General features: G+C 71.5%; 18 protein-coding genes. 13 read left to right on the top strand and 5 right to left on the bottom strand.

Annotated elements, in window-relative coordinates; genetic code table 11:
- Positions 1 to 60: 60 nt before the first annotated feature.
- Genes IFT73_RS08520 through IFT73_RS08475 form a run of 10 tightly spaced genes read left to right on the top strand, consistent with a single transcriptional unit; the run spans position 61 to position 9,642 of the window.
- Positions 61 to 1,044: a sugar ABC transporter substrate-binding protein gene (locus IFT73_RS08520; protein ID WP_192167260.1), complete on the top strand. Its 984-nt coding sequence runs from the start codon at positions 61 to 63 to the stop codon at positions 1,042 to 1,044.
- Between the two features lie 58 nt (positions 1,045 to 1,102).
- The gene (locus IFT73_RS08515) at positions 1,103 to 2,713 is read left to right on the top strand and encodes a sugar ABC transporter ATP-binding protein (protein WP_192167259.1); all 1,611 of its coding nucleotides are present in this window, start codon (positions 1,103 to 1,105) and stop codon (positions 2,711 to 2,713) included.
- Entirely contained in the window at positions 2,710 to 3,714 is a 1,005-nt protein-coding gene (locus tag IFT73_RS08510; RefSeq protein WP_192167258.1) for an ABC transporter permease, read from the top strand. Before IFT73_RS08515 ends, IFT73_RS08510 begins: the two co-directional genes overlap by 4 nt.
- A gap of 40 nt (positions 3,715 to 3,754) precedes the next feature.
- Positions 3,755 to 4,570, top strand: coding sequence for an enoyl-CoA hydratase-related protein (locus tag IFT73_RS08505; protein WP_192167257.1), 816 nt, complete (start codon positions 3,755 to 3,757; stop codon positions 4,568 to 4,570).
- Entirely contained in the window at positions 4,570 to 5,805 is a 1,236-nt protein-coding gene (locus IFT73_RS08500) for an acyl-CoA dehydrogenase family protein (RefSeq protein ID WP_056603122.1), read from the top strand. The genes IFT73_RS08505 and IFT73_RS08500 overlap by 1 nt, the downstream gene beginning before the upstream one ends.
- On the top strand, positions 5,802 to 6,593 hold the full coding sequence (locus IFT73_RS08495) for a glucose 1-dehydrogenase (RefSeq protein ID WP_192167256.1): 792 nt from the start codon (positions 5,802 to 5,804) through the stop codon (positions 6,591 to 6,593). The genes IFT73_RS08500 and IFT73_RS08495 overlap by 4 nt, the downstream gene beginning before the upstream one ends.
- A gap of 3 nt (positions 6,594 to 6,596) precedes the next feature.
- Positions 6,597 to 7,646 carry a phosphotransferase family protein gene (locus tag IFT73_RS08490; protein ID WP_197983851.1) on the top strand — a complete coding sequence of 350 codons (1,050 nt, stop codon included), beginning with the start codon at positions 6,597 to 6,599 and terminating at the stop codon, positions 7,644 to 7,646.
- A 47-nt stretch (positions 7,647 to 7,693) separates the two neighbouring features.
- Positions 7,694 to 8,650, top strand: a complete 957-nt coding sequence (locus tag IFT73_RS08485; protein ID WP_192167255.1) for a cyclase family protein — start codon at positions 7,694 to 7,696, stop codon at positions 8,648 to 8,650.
- Positions 8,647 to 8,955 (top strand): putative quinol monooxygenase, encoded by a 309-nt coding sequence (locus IFT73_RS08480; protein WP_192167254.1) that lies wholly within the window; start codon positions 8,647 to 8,649, stop codon positions 8,953 to 8,955. The genes IFT73_RS08485 and IFT73_RS08480 overlap by 4 nt, the downstream gene beginning before the upstream one ends.
- Before the next feature lie 24 nt (positions 8,956 to 8,979).
- A complete protein-coding gene (locus IFT73_RS08475; RefSeq protein WP_192167253.1) occupies positions 8,980 to 9,642 on the top strand; it encodes a TetR/AcrR family transcriptional regulator in 663 nt (220 codons plus the stop codon).
- Between the two features lie 13 nt (positions 9,643 to 9,655).
- On the opposite strand, the gene IFT73_RS08470 is transcribed toward IFT73_RS08475, so the two are convergent.
- Entirely contained in the window at positions 9,656 to 10,657 is a 1,002-nt protein-coding gene (locus tag IFT73_RS08470) for an NADP-dependent oxidoreductase (RefSeq protein ID WP_206759096.1), read from the bottom strand.
- 5 nt (positions 10,658 to 10,662) lie between these two features.
- Entirely contained in the window at positions 10,663 to 11,151 is a 489-nt protein-coding gene (locus IFT73_RS08465) for a MaoC family dehydratase (protein WP_192167251.1), read from the bottom strand.
- A gap of 102 nt (positions 11,152 to 11,253) precedes the next feature.
- Here IFT73_RS08465 and IFT73_RS08460 point away from each other — a divergent pair, with 102 nt between their 5' ends.
- The 3 genes from IFT73_RS08460 to IFT73_RS08450 all read left to right on the top strand — a co-directional run bounded on the left by IFT73_RS08460 (position 11,254) and on the right by IFT73_RS08450 (position 13,899).
- On the top strand, positions 11,254 to 12,069 hold the full coding sequence (locus IFT73_RS08460) for an alpha/beta fold hydrolase (RefSeq protein ID WP_192167250.1): 816 nt from the start codon (positions 11,254 to 11,256) through the stop codon (positions 12,067 to 12,069).
- The gene (locus IFT73_RS08455) at positions 12,066 to 12,857 is read left to right on the top strand and encodes an alpha/beta fold hydrolase (protein ID WP_192167249.1); all 792 of its coding nucleotides are present in this window, start codon (positions 12,066 to 12,068) and stop codon (positions 12,855 to 12,857) included. Before IFT73_RS08460 ends, IFT73_RS08455 begins: the two co-directional genes overlap by 4 nt.
- Before the next feature lie 82 nt (positions 12,858 to 12,939).
- Positions 12,940 to 13,899: a phosphotriesterase gene (locus tag IFT73_RS08450; RefSeq protein WP_192167248.1), complete on the top strand. Its 960-nt coding sequence runs from the start codon at positions 12,940 to 12,942 to the stop codon at positions 13,897 to 13,899.
- Here the strand turns inward: IFT73_RS08450 and IFT73_RS08445 are convergent.
- From IFT73_RS08445 to IFT73_RS08435, 3 genes are read right to left on the bottom strand one after another with little or no spacing between them, the layout of a single operon-like run.
- Positions 13,887 to 14,909, bottom strand: a complete 1,023-nt coding sequence (locus IFT73_RS08445) for an alcohol dehydrogenase catalytic domain-containing protein (RefSeq protein WP_192167247.1) — start codon at positions 14,907 to 14,909, stop codon at positions 13,887 to 13,889. The two genes, IFT73_RS08450 and IFT73_RS08445, sit on opposite strands and share 13 nt — an antisense overlap.
- Positions 14,906 to 15,727, bottom strand: a complete 822-nt coding sequence (locus IFT73_RS08440; RefSeq protein WP_192167246.1) for an SDR family NAD(P)-dependent oxidoreductase — start codon at positions 15,725 to 15,727, stop codon at positions 14,906 to 14,908. The genes IFT73_RS08445 and IFT73_RS08440 overlap by 4 nt, the downstream gene beginning before the upstream one ends.
- Positions 15,724 to 16,338, bottom strand: a complete 615-nt coding sequence (locus IFT73_RS08435) for a TetR/AcrR family transcriptional regulator (RefSeq protein WP_192167245.1) — start codon at positions 16,336 to 16,338, stop codon at positions 15,724 to 15,726. Before IFT73_RS08435 ends, IFT73_RS08440 begins: the two co-directional genes overlap by 4 nt.
- Between the last annotated feature and the right edge of the window lie 26 nt (positions 16,339 to 16,364).

Raw genomic sequence — 16,364 nt, 5'->3', positions numbered from 1 at the left:
CCGGCCGCGCCGCACCACCCGTCGCCCCATCGCGGGACGACGACAGTCTCAGGAGGACTCATGAATGTTCGACGAATCGGCGGCGTGCTCGCAGCTGCGCTGGCCCTGACGGTCACCGCCGCGTGCGGCAGCAGCGACTCGGCCGGATCCGGCGGCGGGGACGGTGGCGGCGACGGCAAGTACACGATCGGCATCGTCAAGTTCGCCTCGAGCGACCAGACGTCCGAGCAGGCGATCAAGGGCTTCCGCGACTACGCCGAGAAGCAGGGCTGGGAGACCAGCGCGGTCGACCCGCAGGGAGCCGTCGACAAGGCCAACGGCTCGATGCAGGACTACGTGCAGAAGGGCGTCGACCTCATCGTGACGGCGGTGTTCGACAGCACCACCCTGACGGCCGGCGCCCAGGCGGCCAAGGCCGCCGGGATCCCCGTCGTCTCGATCTCGGGCGGCACCACCGACGGCATCACGGCCAACCTCGACGCCGGTGTGTCCAACGGCGAGCCCGTCGCGAAGCAGCTCGTGGAGGACCTCGGCGGCAAGGGCGAGGTGCTCGTCCTGGGCTACAAGAGCGGTCTCCCGTGCATCGGTCGCGAGCAGGCGCTCGACGACGCGCTGAAGAGCACCGACATCACGACGACCCGCAACGAGGTCCCGATCCCCGGCCAGGTCGAGGCCAGCACGCAGTTCGCCCAGGCCTGGCTCGCCAAGCACCCCGCGGGCAGCGAGCCGCTCGCGGTCTGGGGCTGCTTCGACGATCCCGCGCTCGGTGCGATCGCCGCGCTCAAGTCGGCCGGTCGCGACGACGTCAAGGTCTACGGCATCAACGGCCAGCCCGGCGCGATCAGCGCGATCAAGGACGGCGACATGCGCGCCACGGTCTACCTGCTGGCGACCGAGGCGGGCGAGAACTTCGCCAAGCTCGTGCCCGAGTTCGTCGAGGGCGGCGTCGACGCGGAGCCCCAGGAGGTCGCCCTGACGAACGTGCTGGTCACGACCGACACGATCGACGACTTCCTCACGAAGTACCCGAACTCGACGAAGTAGTCCTGTCCCGAGCACGTCCTCCGGGGCCGACCGGCCCCGGAGACCGAGGAGGAGTGTCATGACCGAAGCAACAGCCCTCGACGACCCGACGGTCGCCTCCGTGCCCGCGCCGACCTGCCTGGAGATGACCGGCGTCTCCAAGCAGTTCGGTGGGCACCAGGCCCTGGAGGACGTGTCCATCTCGCTCAGCCCCGGACGGGTGCTGGCCCTGTGCGGCGCCAACGGGGCCGGCAAGTCGACCCTGGTCCGCATCCTGGCCGGGGCCGAGTCGGCCGATGCCGGCACGATCCGGGTGCACGGGTCGGAGGTCTCGATCGGTGCACCGCAGGACGCCACGAGGCTCGGCCTGAGCTTCATCCACCAGGAGCTCAACCTGGTGCCCAAGTTCACGGCCCTGCAGAACATGGCGATGGGCGCCGACCGCACCCGCCGGTCGGGCGTGCTCGACCTGCGGGGCCTACGACGCAAGGCGCTGCAGGTGCAGGACCGCATCGGCTACCGCGTGCCGCTCGACGCCCGCGTCGAGGACCTCACGGTCTCCGACCGCTGGATGGTGTCGCTCGGGCGCTCGCTGATGCGCGACGCGACGATCGTCGCGATGGACGAGCCCACGGCGTCGTTCACCAAGGAGGAGGCCGAGCGTCTCTACGCGATCATCGACGAGCTGACGGCCGACGGCGTCGGCATCATCTACATCTCCCACCGCCTCGAGGAGGTGCTGCAGGTCGCCGACGACGTGACGGTGCTGCGCAACGGACGTCTGGTGGGCAGCTTCGCCGCCGCGGACCTCGACCTGGGGTCCCTGACCCGGCACATCGTGGGCCGCGACGTCGCCGAGGTCGCCCACCGCGTCACCGACGTCGACCCGACGACCGCGCCGGTGCTGCTCGAGGTCGCGGGCCTGACCCGCGAGCCGCGGGTGCGCGACGCGAACCTGACGCTGCACCGCGGCGAGATCCTCGGCATGGCCGGACTGGTGGGCGCGGGACGCACCGAGCTGGCCCGCCTGCTGATCGGTGCCGATCCGGTCGGCTCGGGCACCATGACGCTCGACGGCACGCCCTACCGTCCCCGGTCGCCGTTCGACGCGATCAGGGCCGGTGTCGCGCTCGTCCCCGAGGAGCGTCGCTCGCAGGGCCTGATCCTGCGCAACTCGGTCAGCTCGAACCTCGGGATGGCCTCGCTGAAGGACCCGTCGCGCCGGTCCCGCACCTACAGCCCGCGGCGGGCCGCCGCGATCGCCCGCGAGGCGGTCGCGCGGTTCGGCATCAAGGCCACCTCGGTGCACGAGACCGTCGGCGAGCTCAGCGGCGGCAACCAGCAGAAGATCGTCGTCGGCAAGTACGTGCTCGCCGGGCCGCAGCTGCTGATCCTCGACGAGCCGACCGTGGGCGTCGACGTCGGCGCGCGCAGCGAGATCTACGACATCATCCGCGACCTGGCGGCGCAGGGGACCTCGATCCTCATGATCTCCAGCGACTTCGAGGAGCTCGCGATCTGCGACCGCGTCGTCGTGATGCGCGAGGGGACGATCACCGCCTCCGTCCCGGCCGCCCGCGCCACCAAGGACCACCTCACGTCGCTGTGCTTCGGCACCGCCGACACCGCACCGTCCGACCCCTCAGCCCTCGACACCGCCACCCTCACCGCAGAACGGGACCCGTCATGACCACAGCCACCATCGATCCGACCGCCGTCGTCGCGGCCCGTCCCGCGAGCGCCCGGGTCTGGAGGTGGTTCGGACGGTACGGGGCCCTGCTGGTGCTGGCGATCCTCGTCGTGGGCACGAGCATCCTCGAGCCGACGACGTTCGCGACGTACGACAACTTCATCAACATCCTGAACCAGAGCGCGCTGTCGGCGATCATCGCGATGGGCCTGACGTTCGCGCTGGTGACGGGTGAGTTCGACCTCAGCATCGGCAACGTCGCGAGCCTCTCGGGGGTCGTGTGCCTGAGCGCGATGGTCGACCAGGACATCAGCATCGTGGCGGCGCTCGTGCTGGCCGTCGTGATCGGCGCGGTGGTGGGCCTGCTCAACGGCCTGGTCGTGACGCTGATGAACGTCAACGCCCTCGTCGCGACGCTCGGCATCGGCACCGTCGCGGTCGGCGTCAACTACGCCGTGGCGGGCGGCACGCCCGTGGGCCTGCCCGATCCCGGCAGCTTCATCCAGCTGACGCTCGGGCGCTTCCTCGGCATCCCGTACCCCGTCTACATGATGCTGGGCCTGGCCGCGGTCCTGTGGTTCGTGCTGAACCGCACGGTCCTCGGGCAGTCGATGCAGGCCGTCGGCGGCAACCCCGTCGCCGCGCAGCTGTCGGGCATCCGCGTCGAGCGGGTGCGGGTGTTCGCCTTCGTGATCTGCGGCGTGTGCGCGGGCCTCACGGGCATCCTGCTCGCGTCGCGGACCGGCAGCGCGGCGGTGTCCGGCGGCGACTCGTACCTGCTCGCGGCCTTCGCGGCCGCCTTCTTCGGATCGGCCGTGCTGCGCGACGGCGAGTTCCACGTCATCGGCACCCTGGTGGGCGTCATCACGGTCTCGGTGGGGTTCAACGCCATCGCGCTGATCGGGCTCGAGACGTACTGGCAGTACCTGTTCCAGGGGCTCCTGCTGATCCTCGGTGTCGGTGTCGGCTCGCTGGCGCGTCGCCGGGCAGCGGCGGCGTGAATGACATGAAACTGAACTCAGATTCATGTAGGGTCGAGTCATGGCGAACCTGACCCAGCAGCTCGTGCGCACCGAGCGTCGCGGCGCCGTGCTGCTCGTGACGCTCGACCGCCCCGAGCGGCTCAACGCCTGGACCGACGCGCTGGAGGACCGGTACTTCGACGTCCTCGAGGCCGCCGACGCCGATCCGGACATCCGGGCGATCGTCGTGACCGGCGCCGGCCGTGGCTTCTGCGCCGGTGCCGACATGGACGACCTCGCTGGTGCGTCCAGCGCGTCGGACGCCGACATCGACCGACCGCGTCCCCGGCACCTGCCGATGACGCTCCGCACCCCGCTCGTCGCGGCGGTCAACGGCGCCGCGGCCGGCCTCGGACTCGTCGAGGCGCTGTACTGCGACGTCCGGTTCGCCTCGCCCGACGCGGTGTTCCTGACGGCCTTCGTCCGTCGCGGGCTGGCCGCCGAGTACGGCGTCTCGTGGCTCCTGCCGCGGATCATCGGGCGGAGCCGCGCCCTCGACCTGCTGCTGTCGGGACGCCGGGTCGGCGGCGAGGAGGCGTACCGGATCGGTCTGGTCGACCACCTGGTCCCGGCCGACGAGCTCGTCGACGCCGCTGTGGCCTACGCCGCCGACCTCGCCACGGCCTGCTCGCCGTGGTCGATCGCCACGATCAAGCGCCAGGTCGACCTCGACGGCGACCGCGGCTTCGAGGCGTCCGTCGAGGACGCCGACACCCTCATGCGCGCCTCGTTCCGCGGGGCCGACATCGCGGAGGGCGTCGCGAGCTTCACCGAGCGACGCCCTCCCGTTTTTGCCCCTCTGACCACGTCAAGCACGTCCCACAAGGAGATCTGATGGAGTTCGCACCCAGCCCCCGCGCCCTCGAGTACCAGGAGAAGCTCCTGGACTTCATGGACAGCTACATCTACCCCGCCGAGCCGATCTACGCCGCCCAGATGGCCGAGTCCGGCGACGCGAACTTCCACCCGCCGATCCTCGAGGAGCTCAAGACCGAGGCCCGCAAGCGCGGCCTCTGGAACCTCTTCCACCCGCACGAGGACGAGGCCTGGGGGTCGCCGGGCCTGAGCAACCTCGACTACGCCCCGCTCGCCGAGATCATGGGCCGCAGCCCCTACATCGCCCCCGAGGCCATGAACTGCAACGCCCCCGACACCGGCAACATGGAGGTGCTGCAGCTGTTCGGCACCGACGAGCACAAGGAGAAGTGGCTCAAGCCGCTGCTCGCCGGCGAGATCAACTCGGCGTTCTGCATGACCGAGCCCGAGGTCGCCAGCTCCGACGCGACCAACGTCCAGCTCCGCATGGACGCCGACGGCGACGAGTACGTGCTGAACGGCCGCAAGTGGTTCGCCTCGAACGCGCTGCACGCCAACTGCAAGGTGCTCATCGTGATGGGCAAGACCAACGTCGACGCCGCGAAGCACCGCCAGCAGTCGATGATGGTCGTGCCGATCGACACCCCGGGCGTCACGATCGTCCGCGGCCTGCCGGTCTTCGGATACATGGACCGCGAGGGTCACGCCGAGATCCTGTTCGAGGACGTCCGCGTGCCCAAGACGGCGCTGCTCGCCGAGGAGGGTGACGGCTTCATGATCAGCCAGGCCCGCCTGGGCCCCGGTCGCATCCACCACTGCATGCGCTCGATCGGCATGGCCGAGCGCGCGCTCGACCTCATGATCGGTCGCGCGCAGAACCGCGTGACGTTCGGCGAGCCCGTCGCCAACCGCTCGAACATCCAGGACTGGATCGCCGAGGCGCGCATCGAGATCGAGATGATCCGCCTGCTGACGTTCAAGACCGCCTGGCTGATGGACACCGTCGGCAACCAGAAGGCCCGCATCGAGATCGCGGCGATCAAGGTCGCGGCCCCCGCCGTCGCCCTGAAGATCATCGACCGCGCGATCCAGGTGCACGGCGGCGGCGGCATCACGGACGACTTCCCGCTCGCGAGCTTCTACGCCCACCAGCGCACCCTGCGGCTGGCCGACGGCCCCGACGAGGTGCACAAGCGCACGATCGCCCAGGTCGAGCTGCGGCGCATCTCGCCCGAGTGGAACAAGAAGAAGTGAGTCGCGAGGGACGGCTCGCGGGCCGCACCGCGATCGTCACGGGCGCGTCCCGCGGCATCGGGCTCGCGGCCGCGGTGGCGCTGCACGAGGCCGGCGCCAACGTCGTGCTGACGTCCCGCACCGAGGAGGCGGCCGTGGCGGCCGCCGCCTCGGTGGGCGACCGCGCCCTCGGGGTGCAGGCGCACGCGACCGACGAGGCCGCGGCCCGTGCCTGCGTCGAGCGCACGATGGAGGTCTTCGGCAGCATCGACGTCCTGGTCAACAACGCCGGCACCAACCCGGCGTACGGGCCGCTGCTGTCGCAGGACCACGGGCGGTTCGCCAAGACGATGGACGTCAACCTGTGGGCGCCGATCCTGTGGTCGCAGCTCGTGCACGACGCCTGGATGGGCGAGCACGGGGGCTCGATCGTCAACACCGCGTCGCTGGGCGGCATCGTCGTGGCGCCCGACCTCGGGATCTACCACGTCTCGAAGGCGGCGCTGATCCACCTGACCAAGCAGCTCGCGGTCGAGGTGGGGCCGGGCATCCGCGTCAACGCCGTGGCCCCGGGCGTCGTCCGCACCCGGCTCGCCGAGGCGCTGTGGAAGGAGCACGAGGACGCCGTCGCCCGGCGGACGCCGCTGGGACGCATCGGCGAGCCCGCCGACGTCGGCTCGGCGATCGCCTTCCTGGCCTCGGACGACTCGTCGTGGATCACGGGGGAGACCATCGTGATCGACGGCGGGCAGATGATCGGCGCGACCGCCGCGGCCGATGCCGCGACGATCGCCGTCGGGGTCGGCTGACCCGTGGCCGTCGCCGGAACCGCCTCCGACGTGGCGGTCGACCTCGACGTCCTCGGCGCGCTGCTGCGCGCCGACGGCGTCGGGGCGGTCGCACCCTTCTCCGCCGTCCGCGTCGGGCGGGGGCAGTCGAACCTGACGTACCTCGTCGAGGACGCCGCGGGGTCCCGGTGGATCGTCCGTCGTCCGCCCCGGGGGCACCTGCTCGACTCGGCGCACGACGTGCTGCGCGAGCACCGCATCCTCTCGGCGCTCCAGGGCACCGGGGTGCCGGTGCCGGCCGTCGTCGGACGGTACGTCGATGACGGCCTCGCCGAGACGCCCGTCGTCGTGATGGAGCACGTCGACGGCCTGGTCGTCGACCGTCCCGAGGTGGCGGCGGCCACCGACACGGCCCTGCGCGCGGCGCTGGGCCCGTCGCTGGCCCGCACGCTGGCGGCGGTGCACGAGGTCGACGTCGAGGCCGTCGGCCTGGCCGACCTCGCCAGCCACGCGCCGTACGCCGCCCGCCAGCTCAAGCGCTGGTCGCGGCAGTGGGACGCGAGTCGCACGCGCGAGCTGCCGGCGCTGGAGCGGCTGACCGAGCTGCTGCGCCGCAGGATGCCCGAGCAGCACGAGCTGACCCTCGTGCACGGCGACTTCCACATCCGCAACGTCATCGCGGATCCTGCGACGGGCGACCTGCGGGCCGTCCTCGACTGGGAGCTCAGCACCTTGGGCGACCCGCTGGCCGACATCGGCAGCCTGCTGGCGTACTGGCCGGAGGCCGGCGACCCGCCCACGGGCCTGTTCGCCGCGTCGACCCTGCCGGGGTTCGCGGACCGCCGCGCGATGGCCGACACGTACCTCGCGGCGTCCGGGCGCGACGCCGCGGACCTCGACTACTGGCACGTGCTGGGCCTGTGGAAGATCGCCGTGATTTCCGAGGGCGTCCTGCGGCGCGCCCTCGACGACCCGCGCAACGCGGCCGACGGCGGCCCGCCCGAGCCGGGCTTCGTCGACAGCCTCGTCGACCGTGCCTGGGCCACGGCGCGCGCCGCCGGCCTCGACACCTGACCCGCCCCCACCGACCCGTCCGACCGATCCCGACCGAGGAGAACACCATGACCGACACCCCCTACGTGGGCGACTTCCTGAAGGACTCGCCGAAGAACTGGGGCAAGTGGGGCCCGGACGACGAGGTCGGCTCGCTCAACTACCTGACGTCCGCCGAGGTGCTCCGCGGCGTCGCGAGCGTCAGGTCGGGAGAGGTCTTCACGCTGCAGGTGCCGATGGGCAACCCGGGCGGCGACCCGGTCTGGCCGGGCCGCGAGAGCATCCAGCGCCGCAACGTCATGGACGAGTCGTTCTTCGAGCGCGGCGAGGGGGACGAGACCCCGGGCGGCGCGCACTACTCCGACGACGTCGCGACCCTGTTCCTGCAGGCCTCGACGCAGTACGACTCGCTGGGCCACGTCTGGTTCGACGGGCAGATCTGGAACGGCTACGACGCGTCGACGACCGCCGGCGGCATGGCGAGGGCGTCGGTGCTGCCGATCGCCGAGCGCGGCGTCGTGGGCCGGGGCGTCCTGCTCGACGTCGCCCGCCACCGCGGCAAGAAGGTGCTCGACAAGGGCGAGACGTTCACCCACGAGGACCTGCTGGAGGTCGCCGAGGCGCAGGGGCTGACGATCGAGAAGCACGACGTGCTGATCGTCCGCACGGGCTTCATCGGCTCGTACTACGACACGACCCCGGAGGAGTTCTACGACGGCTTCCTCGAGCCCGGCCTGACGTACAGCCCCGAGCTCGTGCGCTGGTTCCGGGACATGGAGATCCCGAACCTCGTGACCGACACGATCGCCAACGAGGTGACGTTCGAGCCCGGCACCGGCGTGACGCTGCCGCTGCACAGCGCCCTGATGCGCAACCTGGGGGTGACGTTCACCGAGATCGCCTGGCTCGAGGAGCTCGCGGAGGCCTGCGCCGCCGACCGGCGGTGGACGTTCCTCTACACCGCCGCGCCGCTCAAGGTCGTCGGCGGGACGGGTGCGCCGGTCAACCCGGTGGTCGTGCGATGAGCGCGCCGCTGGACGTCGTCGCGACGATCGCGGTGCGACCCGGGCGGGCCGATGCCGTCGTCGAGATCGTGACCGCGCACCTCGACACGATCCGGGCCGAGGACGGGTGCCTGCGCTACGACCTGTACCGCGTCCGGCGCGACGACGACACCCTGGTGATGGTCGAGCAGTGGGCGTCGAAGGACGCGCTGAGGGCCCACGGCGAGGCGCCGCACTTCCGGGAGATGTCGGCCGAGCTCGCCCCCGAGCTGGCGGCCGCGCCGGTCGTGCGGGTGCTCGAGCCGGCCTCTCGGTTTGCAACCTGAAACCTAGTTCAGTAGAAAGAATGGATGACCAGCGGGCGCGAGGAGGCCGATGTGGCACTGAGCGACGTCCCCCTGCCCAAGGGCCCGCCGACGACCGCGCGCGGCGTGCGCACCCGTGCGGCGCTGGTCTCGGCCGCCCGCACGGTCTTCGAGCGTGACGGGTTCCTCGCCTCGCGGCTGACCGACATCACTGCCGAGGCGCAGTGCTCGACCGGCACGTTCTACACGTACTTCGTGAGCAAGGAAGAGATCTTCATGGCGGTCATGGAGGCCGCCAAGGACGAGATGATGCACCCCGGCATGCCGCACGTCGCCGAGGCCGAGGACCCCATGGCCGTCATCGAGGCCAGCAACCGTGCCTACTTCGAGACCTACAAGCGCAACGGCCGTCTCATGATGCTGCAGGAGCAGGTCGCCACGATCGACGCCGACTTCCGCGCCCAGCGGCTGCAGCGCGGCGAGGCGTTCGCCCACCGCAACGCCAAGAGCATCCAGAAGATGCAGGACGCCGGCCTGGTCGACGCCGACCTCGACCCGATCATGACGTCGCGCGCCCTCTCGGGCATGGTCTCGCGCCTGGCCTACTCCAGCTTCGCGCTGGGCGAGAACTGGCCCGTCGACGACCTCGTCGAGACCACGACCCTGCTCTGGGCCAACGCCCTCGGCCTCGGCAACCGCGTCGCCTGACGCACCGACGGCGCTAGAGGGTCAGCACGAGCTTGCCGGTGTTGGCGCCGGAGAACAGCATCAGCAGCGCGTCGGGGAAGGCGTCGATGCCACCGGCGACCTCGTGCTCCCGGGCGATCAACGACCCGTCCGCGATGCGTGCCGAGATGTCCGCGACGGCCTCGGGGTAGCGGTCCTCGAAGTCGAACACCAGGAAGCCGGCCATCGACGCCCGGTTGACCAGCAGCGACATGTAGTGCGCCGGTCCGGGGGGCGGCTCGGTCGCGTTGTACGTCGAGATCGCGCCGCAGATCGCGACGCGGGCGCCGAGGCGCAGCGTGCGCAGGACCGAGTCGAGCACCTCGCCGCCGACGTTGTCGAAGTAGACGTCGACGCCGTCGGGGGCCACGGCGCGCAGGGCGCGGTGGACGGGCCCCTCGCGGTGGTCGATCGCGGCGTCGAACCCGAGCTCGTCGGTCAGCCAGGCGCACTTCTCGGGGCCGCCCGCGATGCCGACGACCCGGCACCCGTGGGCCCTGGCGAGCTGGCCGACGACGCTGCCGACCGCGCCGGCGGCACCGGAGACGACGACGGTGTCGCCGGGACGCGCACGGGCCACGTCGAACAGGCCGAACCAGGCCGTCATGCCCGGCATGCCGAGCGCGCCGAGCCACGTCGTGGCCGGGGCGACCGACAGGTCGATGCGGGTCAGCTCCGAGCCGTCGACGACGGCGTGCGTCGCCGCGCCGATCGTGCCGGTGACGGTGTCGCCCTCGGCGAGGTCGGGGTGGCGCGACGAGAGCACCGTGGCGACGCCGAATGCCCGCATCACCTCGCCGATCTGCACGGGCGGCACGTACGAGCGGACGTCGTTCAGCCAGCCCCGCATGGCCGGGTCGAGCGACAGGTGCGTCGTGCGGACGAGCACCTCGCCCTCGGCGGGCTCCGGCAGCCGGGTCTCGCGGACGTCCCACGTCGAGGCGTCCGGCAGGCCGACGGGGCGTGCGGCCAGGTGCACGCGGCGGGCGGTCGTCACCACCGTCAGGCCTGCGCGGGGTACTCGGTGAACTGGCCGACGGACTCCGCGACGCAGATCGGCTTGTCGGCGCCCTCGCGCTCGAAGACCTGCTTCGTGACGATGCGGGCCGCGCCGCCCCCGACGTCGTCGACCGAGACGATCTCGGCGTGCATGCGGATGCGCGAGCCGACGGGGTTGGGCGACGGGAACCGCACCTTCTCGTAGCCGTAGTTGAGGCTGTGGGCGAAGCCGTCGAAGGCCATGAGGTCCTCCATGAAGCGCGGACCGATCGAGAGGCTGTAGAGGCCGTGGGCGATCGTCGACCCGAAGTCGCTGGCGGCGGCGCGCTCGGGGTCGACGTGGATCCACTGGTGGTCGCCGGTCAGCTCGGCGAAGGCGTCGATGCGCTCCTGCGTGATGTCGTGCCACTCGGTCGGTCCCAGCGTCGTCCCGACGAGGTCCTTGAGGTCCTGGATCGAGGTCGGGCGGATCGGGGCGTGGGTGTCGGGCATGGTTCCTCCGGTTCGAGAGCGTGATCGGACGCTACTTGAACCTGAACCCGAGTTCAAGTAGCGTGACCTGCCTCACACCTGTCCGCCCGAGGAGGCCCCCGCATGGCAGTCATCGACGTCAACGGCACGACCCTGAGGTACGAGGACGAGGGGCCGCGCGACGGCCATGCCGTCGTCATGAGCCCGTCGATGTTCTTCGACGTCCGCATGTTCGAGGCGCAGGCAGCGGCGCTGTCCGACCGGTTCCGGGTCGTCCGCTACGACCACAGGGGGCAGGGCGAGAGCGCCCGTGACGTCCGTGAGCGGCTCGACATGGACACGCTGGCCGAGGACGCCGCGGCGCTCATCGAGGCGCTCGACCTCGCACCGTGCACGTTCGTCGGCAACTCGATGGGCGGCTTCGTCGGTCTGCGCCTCGCGGCCCGACGTCCGGACCTGCTGGCGTCGGCGGTGCTGATGGGGACGTCGGCCGACGTCGAGGAGCAGGCCGAGGCGATGGACGGGCTCGTCGAGGTGCTGGCCGAGCAGGGCATCGAGCCGGTGCTCGACGGGGTGCTGCACTTCATGATGGGCGACACGACGCTGACGGACCCGTCGCGCGCCGAGGTGCTCGCCGAGGTCACGGCCCTGCTGCGCAGCCGCACGCCGGAGTACGCCGACGCCGCCTGGAACATCGCCCACCGCCTGCCCGTGCTCGACGAGCTGGCCTCGATCTCGGTGCCGGTCCTCGTGGTGGCCGGCACCGAGGACCACACCTATCCGCCGCCGAAGTCGCAGCAGATCGTCGACGCGACACCGGGCGCGGTGCTCGAGGTCATGGAGCGCACCGGCCACGTGCACGCCATGGAGAACCCCGACGCCGTGATCGACGTCCTCGAGCGCCACCTCGCCGGTCTCGACCTCGGGGCCCCGGCATGAGCCTGTTCGTCGCCGACACCGGCGAGGCGGACCTGCCGGCGGTGCTGTGCCTGCACTCGCTGTTCCTCGACCACACGATGTTCGACGGCCTGGTCAGCGCCCTCGCCGGCCGGTTCCGCGTCGTCCGCCCCGACTTCAGGGGGCAGGGTGCGAGCGGTGACGCGTCGGCGACCGTGACGATGGACGACTGCGCCGACGACGTGCTGGCGCTGCTCGACCGCCTGGGACTCGACCGGGTGCACGTCGTGGCCCAGTCGATGGGCGGCGACGTCGCGGTGCGTGTCGCCGCGCGACGGCCCGAGGCCGTCGACCGCATGGTGCTGCTGGGGTCGTCCGCGCGCGAGGAGCCCGCCGAGCACCTGGAGGCGTTCCGGCCGATCGTCGACGAGGTGGCCCGCCACGGCTTCGCGGGCGAGCTGCTCGAGACGACGATGCAGATCATGTTCGGCGAGACCGTCCGGTCCGACCCGTCCCGCGCCGCGCTGCTGGCGCCCTGGCGAGATCACATCGCGGCGCTGTCGCCGGGGCTCTCGCACGCGGTCCGCGGCGTCGTCGAGAGGCCGAGCGCCGTGGCGCTGCTGCCGCGCATCACCGCGACGACGCTCGTGGTCAGCGGTGGCGAGGACCACGCCCGTCCGCCGGAGTGGTCGGACGAGCTCGTGCGGGGGATCCCCGGTGCCGAGCTGTGGAGCCTGCCGACGACGGGGCACAGCGTGATCCTCGAGCGTCCCGACGAGGTCGTCGACCGTGTCGTCGCGTTCCTGTCCGAGGGGCGGGAAGGCTCTTGACCGGCCCTGTGACCTCGGACACACTAAACCCGAATCTGAATCCGACCTCAACATTCATCACCGTGAGAGAAGGGTGGTCCTGATGGCCTCCGTCCAGACCGTCACCGGCGCGATCGACTCCAGCGAGCTCGGCCGCACCCTGGTGCACGAGCACGTGTTCGTGCTCAACACCGAGTACAAGGAGAACTACCTGACGGAGTGGGACGAGCAGGAGCGCATCGACGACGCCGTGCAGAAGCTGACCGACCTCAAGGAGGTCGGCATCGACTCGATCATGGACCCGACGGTGCTCGGCCTCGGCCGCTACATCCCGCGCATCCAGAAGATCGCGGCCCGCGTCGACGTCAACATCGTCGTCGGCACGGGGCTCTACACGTACGACGAGGTGCCCCACCAGTTCGAGCACCAGGGCCCCGGCCTGCTGGTCGACATCCCCGAGCCGCTCACCGCGATGTTCGTCAAGGACATCACCGAGGGCATCGCCGACACCGGCGTCAAGGCCGGTCTGCTCAAGTGCGCGATCGAGCACCAGGGGCTGACGCCCGGTGTCGAGCGGGTCATGCGGGCCGTCGGACAGGCCCACGTGCAGACCGGGACGCCCATCACGGTGCACACCAACCCCGCGACCGGGTCGGGACTCGTCGCGCAGAAGGTGCTGAAGGAGGAGGGCGTCGACCTGTCGAAGGTGATCATCGGCCACTCCGGCGACACCAACGACATCGACTACCTGTGCAAGGTCGCCGACGCGGGCTCGATGCTCGGCATGGACCGCTTCGGGCTCGACCTGTTCAACCCGCTCGAGGAGCGCATCGGCACGATCATCGAGCTCGTGCGCCGCGGGTACGTCGAGAACATCACGCTGGCCCACGACGCCAACTGCTACATCGACTACTTCAGCCCCGAGGCCAAGCACCAGGCCGCGCCGAACTGGCACTTCCGCCACATCAGCGAGGACGTCATCCCGGCGTTGCTGAAGGGTGGCCTGTCGGAGGGCGACATCGACACGATCCTGGTGGGCAACCCGCGCCGTCACTTCGAGTGAGCCGCCGGGTCGACGTGGATCTTGGGCCCGGGGCCCGCGTCGACCGGGCGGACGCCGCCCAGCACCTCGCCGACGTCGTCGAGCGTCAGGGTCGCGCCCACGAGCCCGCGGGGGTCGACGGCGCCCGAGGCGTACAGCTCGATCGCGCCGGCGAAACCGGGTGACGCGCTGAGGATGCCGACGGCGTGGGCGTCCTTCATGACGAGCACGCGGGTGTCGAGCAGGCTCGCTGCGTCGGACAGCCCGATCAGGACGATGCGACGTCCGGCGTCGACCAGCCCGGCGGCGAGGGCGGGCGAGCCGGGGCCGTTCGACGCGTCGATGACGGCGTCCCACCGCAGGTCGGGGAGGTCGTCCGACGTCCACGCCCCGTGCGCACCGTGGGTGCGGGCGACGTCGAGCGACGCCCGGGTCGCCCCCAGCACGTGCACCTCGCACCCGCGGGCGAGGGCGAACATCGTCGCCAGCAGGCCGATCGTGCCGGGGCCGATCACGAGCAGCCGCTCGCGGGGGGCCAGGTCGGCCGCCAGGACGGCGCGCAGGGCGTTGCCACCCGGCTCGACCATCGCGCCCGCGGTGTCGTCGACGGAGTCGGGCAGGCGCAGCAGCGCCGAGACGGGCACCGCCATCTGCTCGGCCAGGGCGCCGTCGAAGCCGCGTCTCAGCCCGATCTCGTGCCGGTGCTCGCACACGTGCTGCCGGCCGGCCAGGCAGCGGTGGCAGGCGCCGCAGCCGATCTGGGTGTCGCCCGTCGTGCGGCGCCCGAGCCACGAGGCGTCGACGCCCTCGCCGACGGCGCTGACCGTGCCGCACCACTCGTGCCCGGGACGCAGCGGGTAGGCGGCCAGCCCGTCGCGCAGGTACTCCATCTCGCCCGAGAACAGCTCGGTGTCGGTGCCGCACACGCCGACCCGCGCGATGTCGACCACGACGTGGCCGGGTGCGGCGCGCGGTGGCTCGACGTCGTCGACGGTCCACCGGCCGGGCCCGGTCAGCACGAAGGCCCTCACGGGGCGTCCGGCCGGACGCCCGAGCGACGGGCCAGCACCCGGTCCATGTGGCGGAAGACCGGTCGCAGCCCCGCCGTGACCGTGCCGGGCAGCGTCGCCATGCCGATCTCGGCGGCGGCACCCTGCAGGCTCGTGACCCGCGAGGGTCGGGCGACCACGGCCCGCACGAGCCAGCCGGCCGCCTTCTCGGCGCTCAGCATCGGCATCGCCTGGTAGATGTCGGTGCGGCCCGACATCTCGGTGCGCACCATGGGGAAGTAGACCGTCGTGGCCGAGACGCCGTCCGAGCCGAGCTCGGCGACGAGCGATCGCGTGAACGACTCGAGGGCGCTCTTGCTCGCGAGGTAGGCCGAGAACAGGGGGATCGGCAGCTGTGTCGACATGCTCGACGAGATCACGACGTGACCACGGCCCTGCTCGAGGAAGCGCGGCACGAGCGCGAGGGTCAGGCGCACCGCACCGAAGTAGTTGATCGCCATGGTGCGCTCGTAGTCGTGCATGCGGTCGAGCGAGGCGGTGATGGGGCGCCGGATCGATCGCGCCGCGTTGTTGACCAGGGTGTCGATGCGCGGGTGGTCGGCCAGCAGGCGTGCCGCGACGGCATCGGTGTCGTCCGGGTCGCTGAGGTCGACGACGTACGCGTGCGCGACGCCCCCCGCGCGACGGATGTCGTCGGCGACCGACTCGAGCTCGTCGTCGCGCCGCGCCAGCAGGCAGACGGTGGCGCCGAGTCCGGCGAGCCGGCGGGCCGCCGCGGCGCCGATGCCGCCGGAGGCACCCGTCACCACGACGGTGTGGCCGTCGAGCCGCCGGCTCACGCGTCGTCCTGCCCGAACAGGGCGGCGAGCAGGCGCAGGCAGCGCTGCATCATCTGGTCGGCGGTCTGGTCGGGGTGCTCGACCCACCAGTTCATGAGCGAGTCGACGATGCCGAGCCACACCGAGGTCATCGCCGAGACGTCGAGGGCGTCGTCGTTGCCCGACAGGGCCATCAGCTCGGTGACGCCCTCGTCGGCCAGCCTGCCGATGCGGTCGGCGTAGCCCGTGATCGCGTCGCGGATGGGGCCGCTCGTGGGGGCCGTGGTGTCGAAGAACAGCCGCCACAGGTGGCGGCGGTCCTCCAGCAGGGCGAAGAGGCCGGCCAGCGTCTGCATGCCGCGCTCGATGCCGACCGCGTCGCCCCGCGCGATGCGCTCCATCTCGTCGGCGAGCAGGGCGCCGCCCCGGTCGAGGCACGCCTCGTAGAGGCCCTCCTTGGAGCCGAAGTAGCTGTAGATCAGGGGCTTGGAGATGCCGGCGCGTGCGGCGATGGTCGCGACGGAGGTGGTCGCGAACCCGCCGGTGCCGAAGTGCTCGGACGCGACGTCGAGGATCTGGGTCTCGCGGTCGAGGCGGGGGACGCCCTTGGTGCCGGCGTTGGGTCGAGCCATGCCCGAAGTCTAGTCAGGGCATGTGA

Source organism: Aeromicrobium sp. CFBP 8757, from assembly GCF_014841755.1.
Taxonomy (GTDB): Bacteria; Actinomycetota; Actinomycetes; order Propionibacteriales; family Nocardioidaceae; genus Aeromicrobium.
The sequence above is the reverse complement of the archived record's forward strand: the minus strand, read 5'-3'. Positions and strand labels throughout refer to the sequence as shown.

Excerpts from the sequence above, each read along its gene's own strand:
- IFT73_RS08465 (WP_192167251.1), bottom strand. The coding sequence starts at position 11,151 with ATGCCCGACACCCACGCCCCGATCCGCCCGACCTCGATCCAGGACCTC.
- IFT73_RS08485 (WP_192167255.1), top strand. The coding sequence starts at position 7,694 with ATGACCGACACCCCCTACGTGGGCGACTTCCTGAAGGACTCGCCGAAG.
- IFT73_RS08500 (WP_056603122.1), top strand. The coding sequence starts at position 4,570 with ATGGAGTTCGCACCCAGCCCCCGCGCCCTCGAGTACCAGGAGAAGCTC.
- IFT73_RS08505 (WP_192167257.1), top strand. The coding sequence starts at position 3,755 with ATGGCGAACCTGACCCAGCAGCTCGTGCGCACCGAGCGTCGCGGCGCC.
- IFT73_RS08435 (WP_192167245.1), bottom strand. The coding sequence starts at position 16,338 with ATGGCTCGACCCAACGCCGGCACCAAGGGCGTCCCCCGCCTCGACCGC.
- IFT73_RS08455 (WP_192167249.1), top strand. The coding sequence starts at position 12,066 with ATGAGCCTGTTCGTCGCCGACACCGGCGAGGCGGACCTGCCGGCGGTG.
- IFT73_RS08480 (WP_192167254.1), top strand. The coding sequence starts at position 8,647 with ATGAGCGCGCCGCTGGACGTCGTCGCGACGATCGCGGTGCGACCCGGG.
- IFT73_RS08520 (WP_192167260.1), top strand. The coding sequence starts at position 61 with ATGAATGTTCGACGAATCGGCGGCGTGCTCGCAGCTGCGCTGGCCCTG.
- IFT73_RS08450 (WP_192167248.1), top strand. The coding sequence starts at position 12,940 with ATGGCCTCCGTCCAGACCGTCACCGGCGCGATCGACTCCAGCGAGCTC.
- IFT73_RS08515 (WP_192167259.1), top strand. The coding sequence starts at position 1,103 with ATGACCGAAGCAACAGCCCTCGACGACCCGACGGTCGCCTCCGTGCCC.
- IFT73_RS08510 (WP_192167258.1), top strand. The coding sequence starts at position 2,710 with ATGACCACAGCCACCATCGATCCGACCGCCGTCGTCGCGGCCCGTCCC.
- IFT73_RS08460 (WP_192167250.1), top strand. The coding sequence starts at position 11,254 with ATGGCAGTCATCGACGTCAACGGCACGACCCTGAGGTACGAGGACGAG.
- IFT73_RS08475 (WP_192167253.1), top strand. The coding sequence starts at position 8,980 with ATGACCAGCGGGCGCGAGGAGGCCGATGTGGCACTGAGCGACGTCCCC.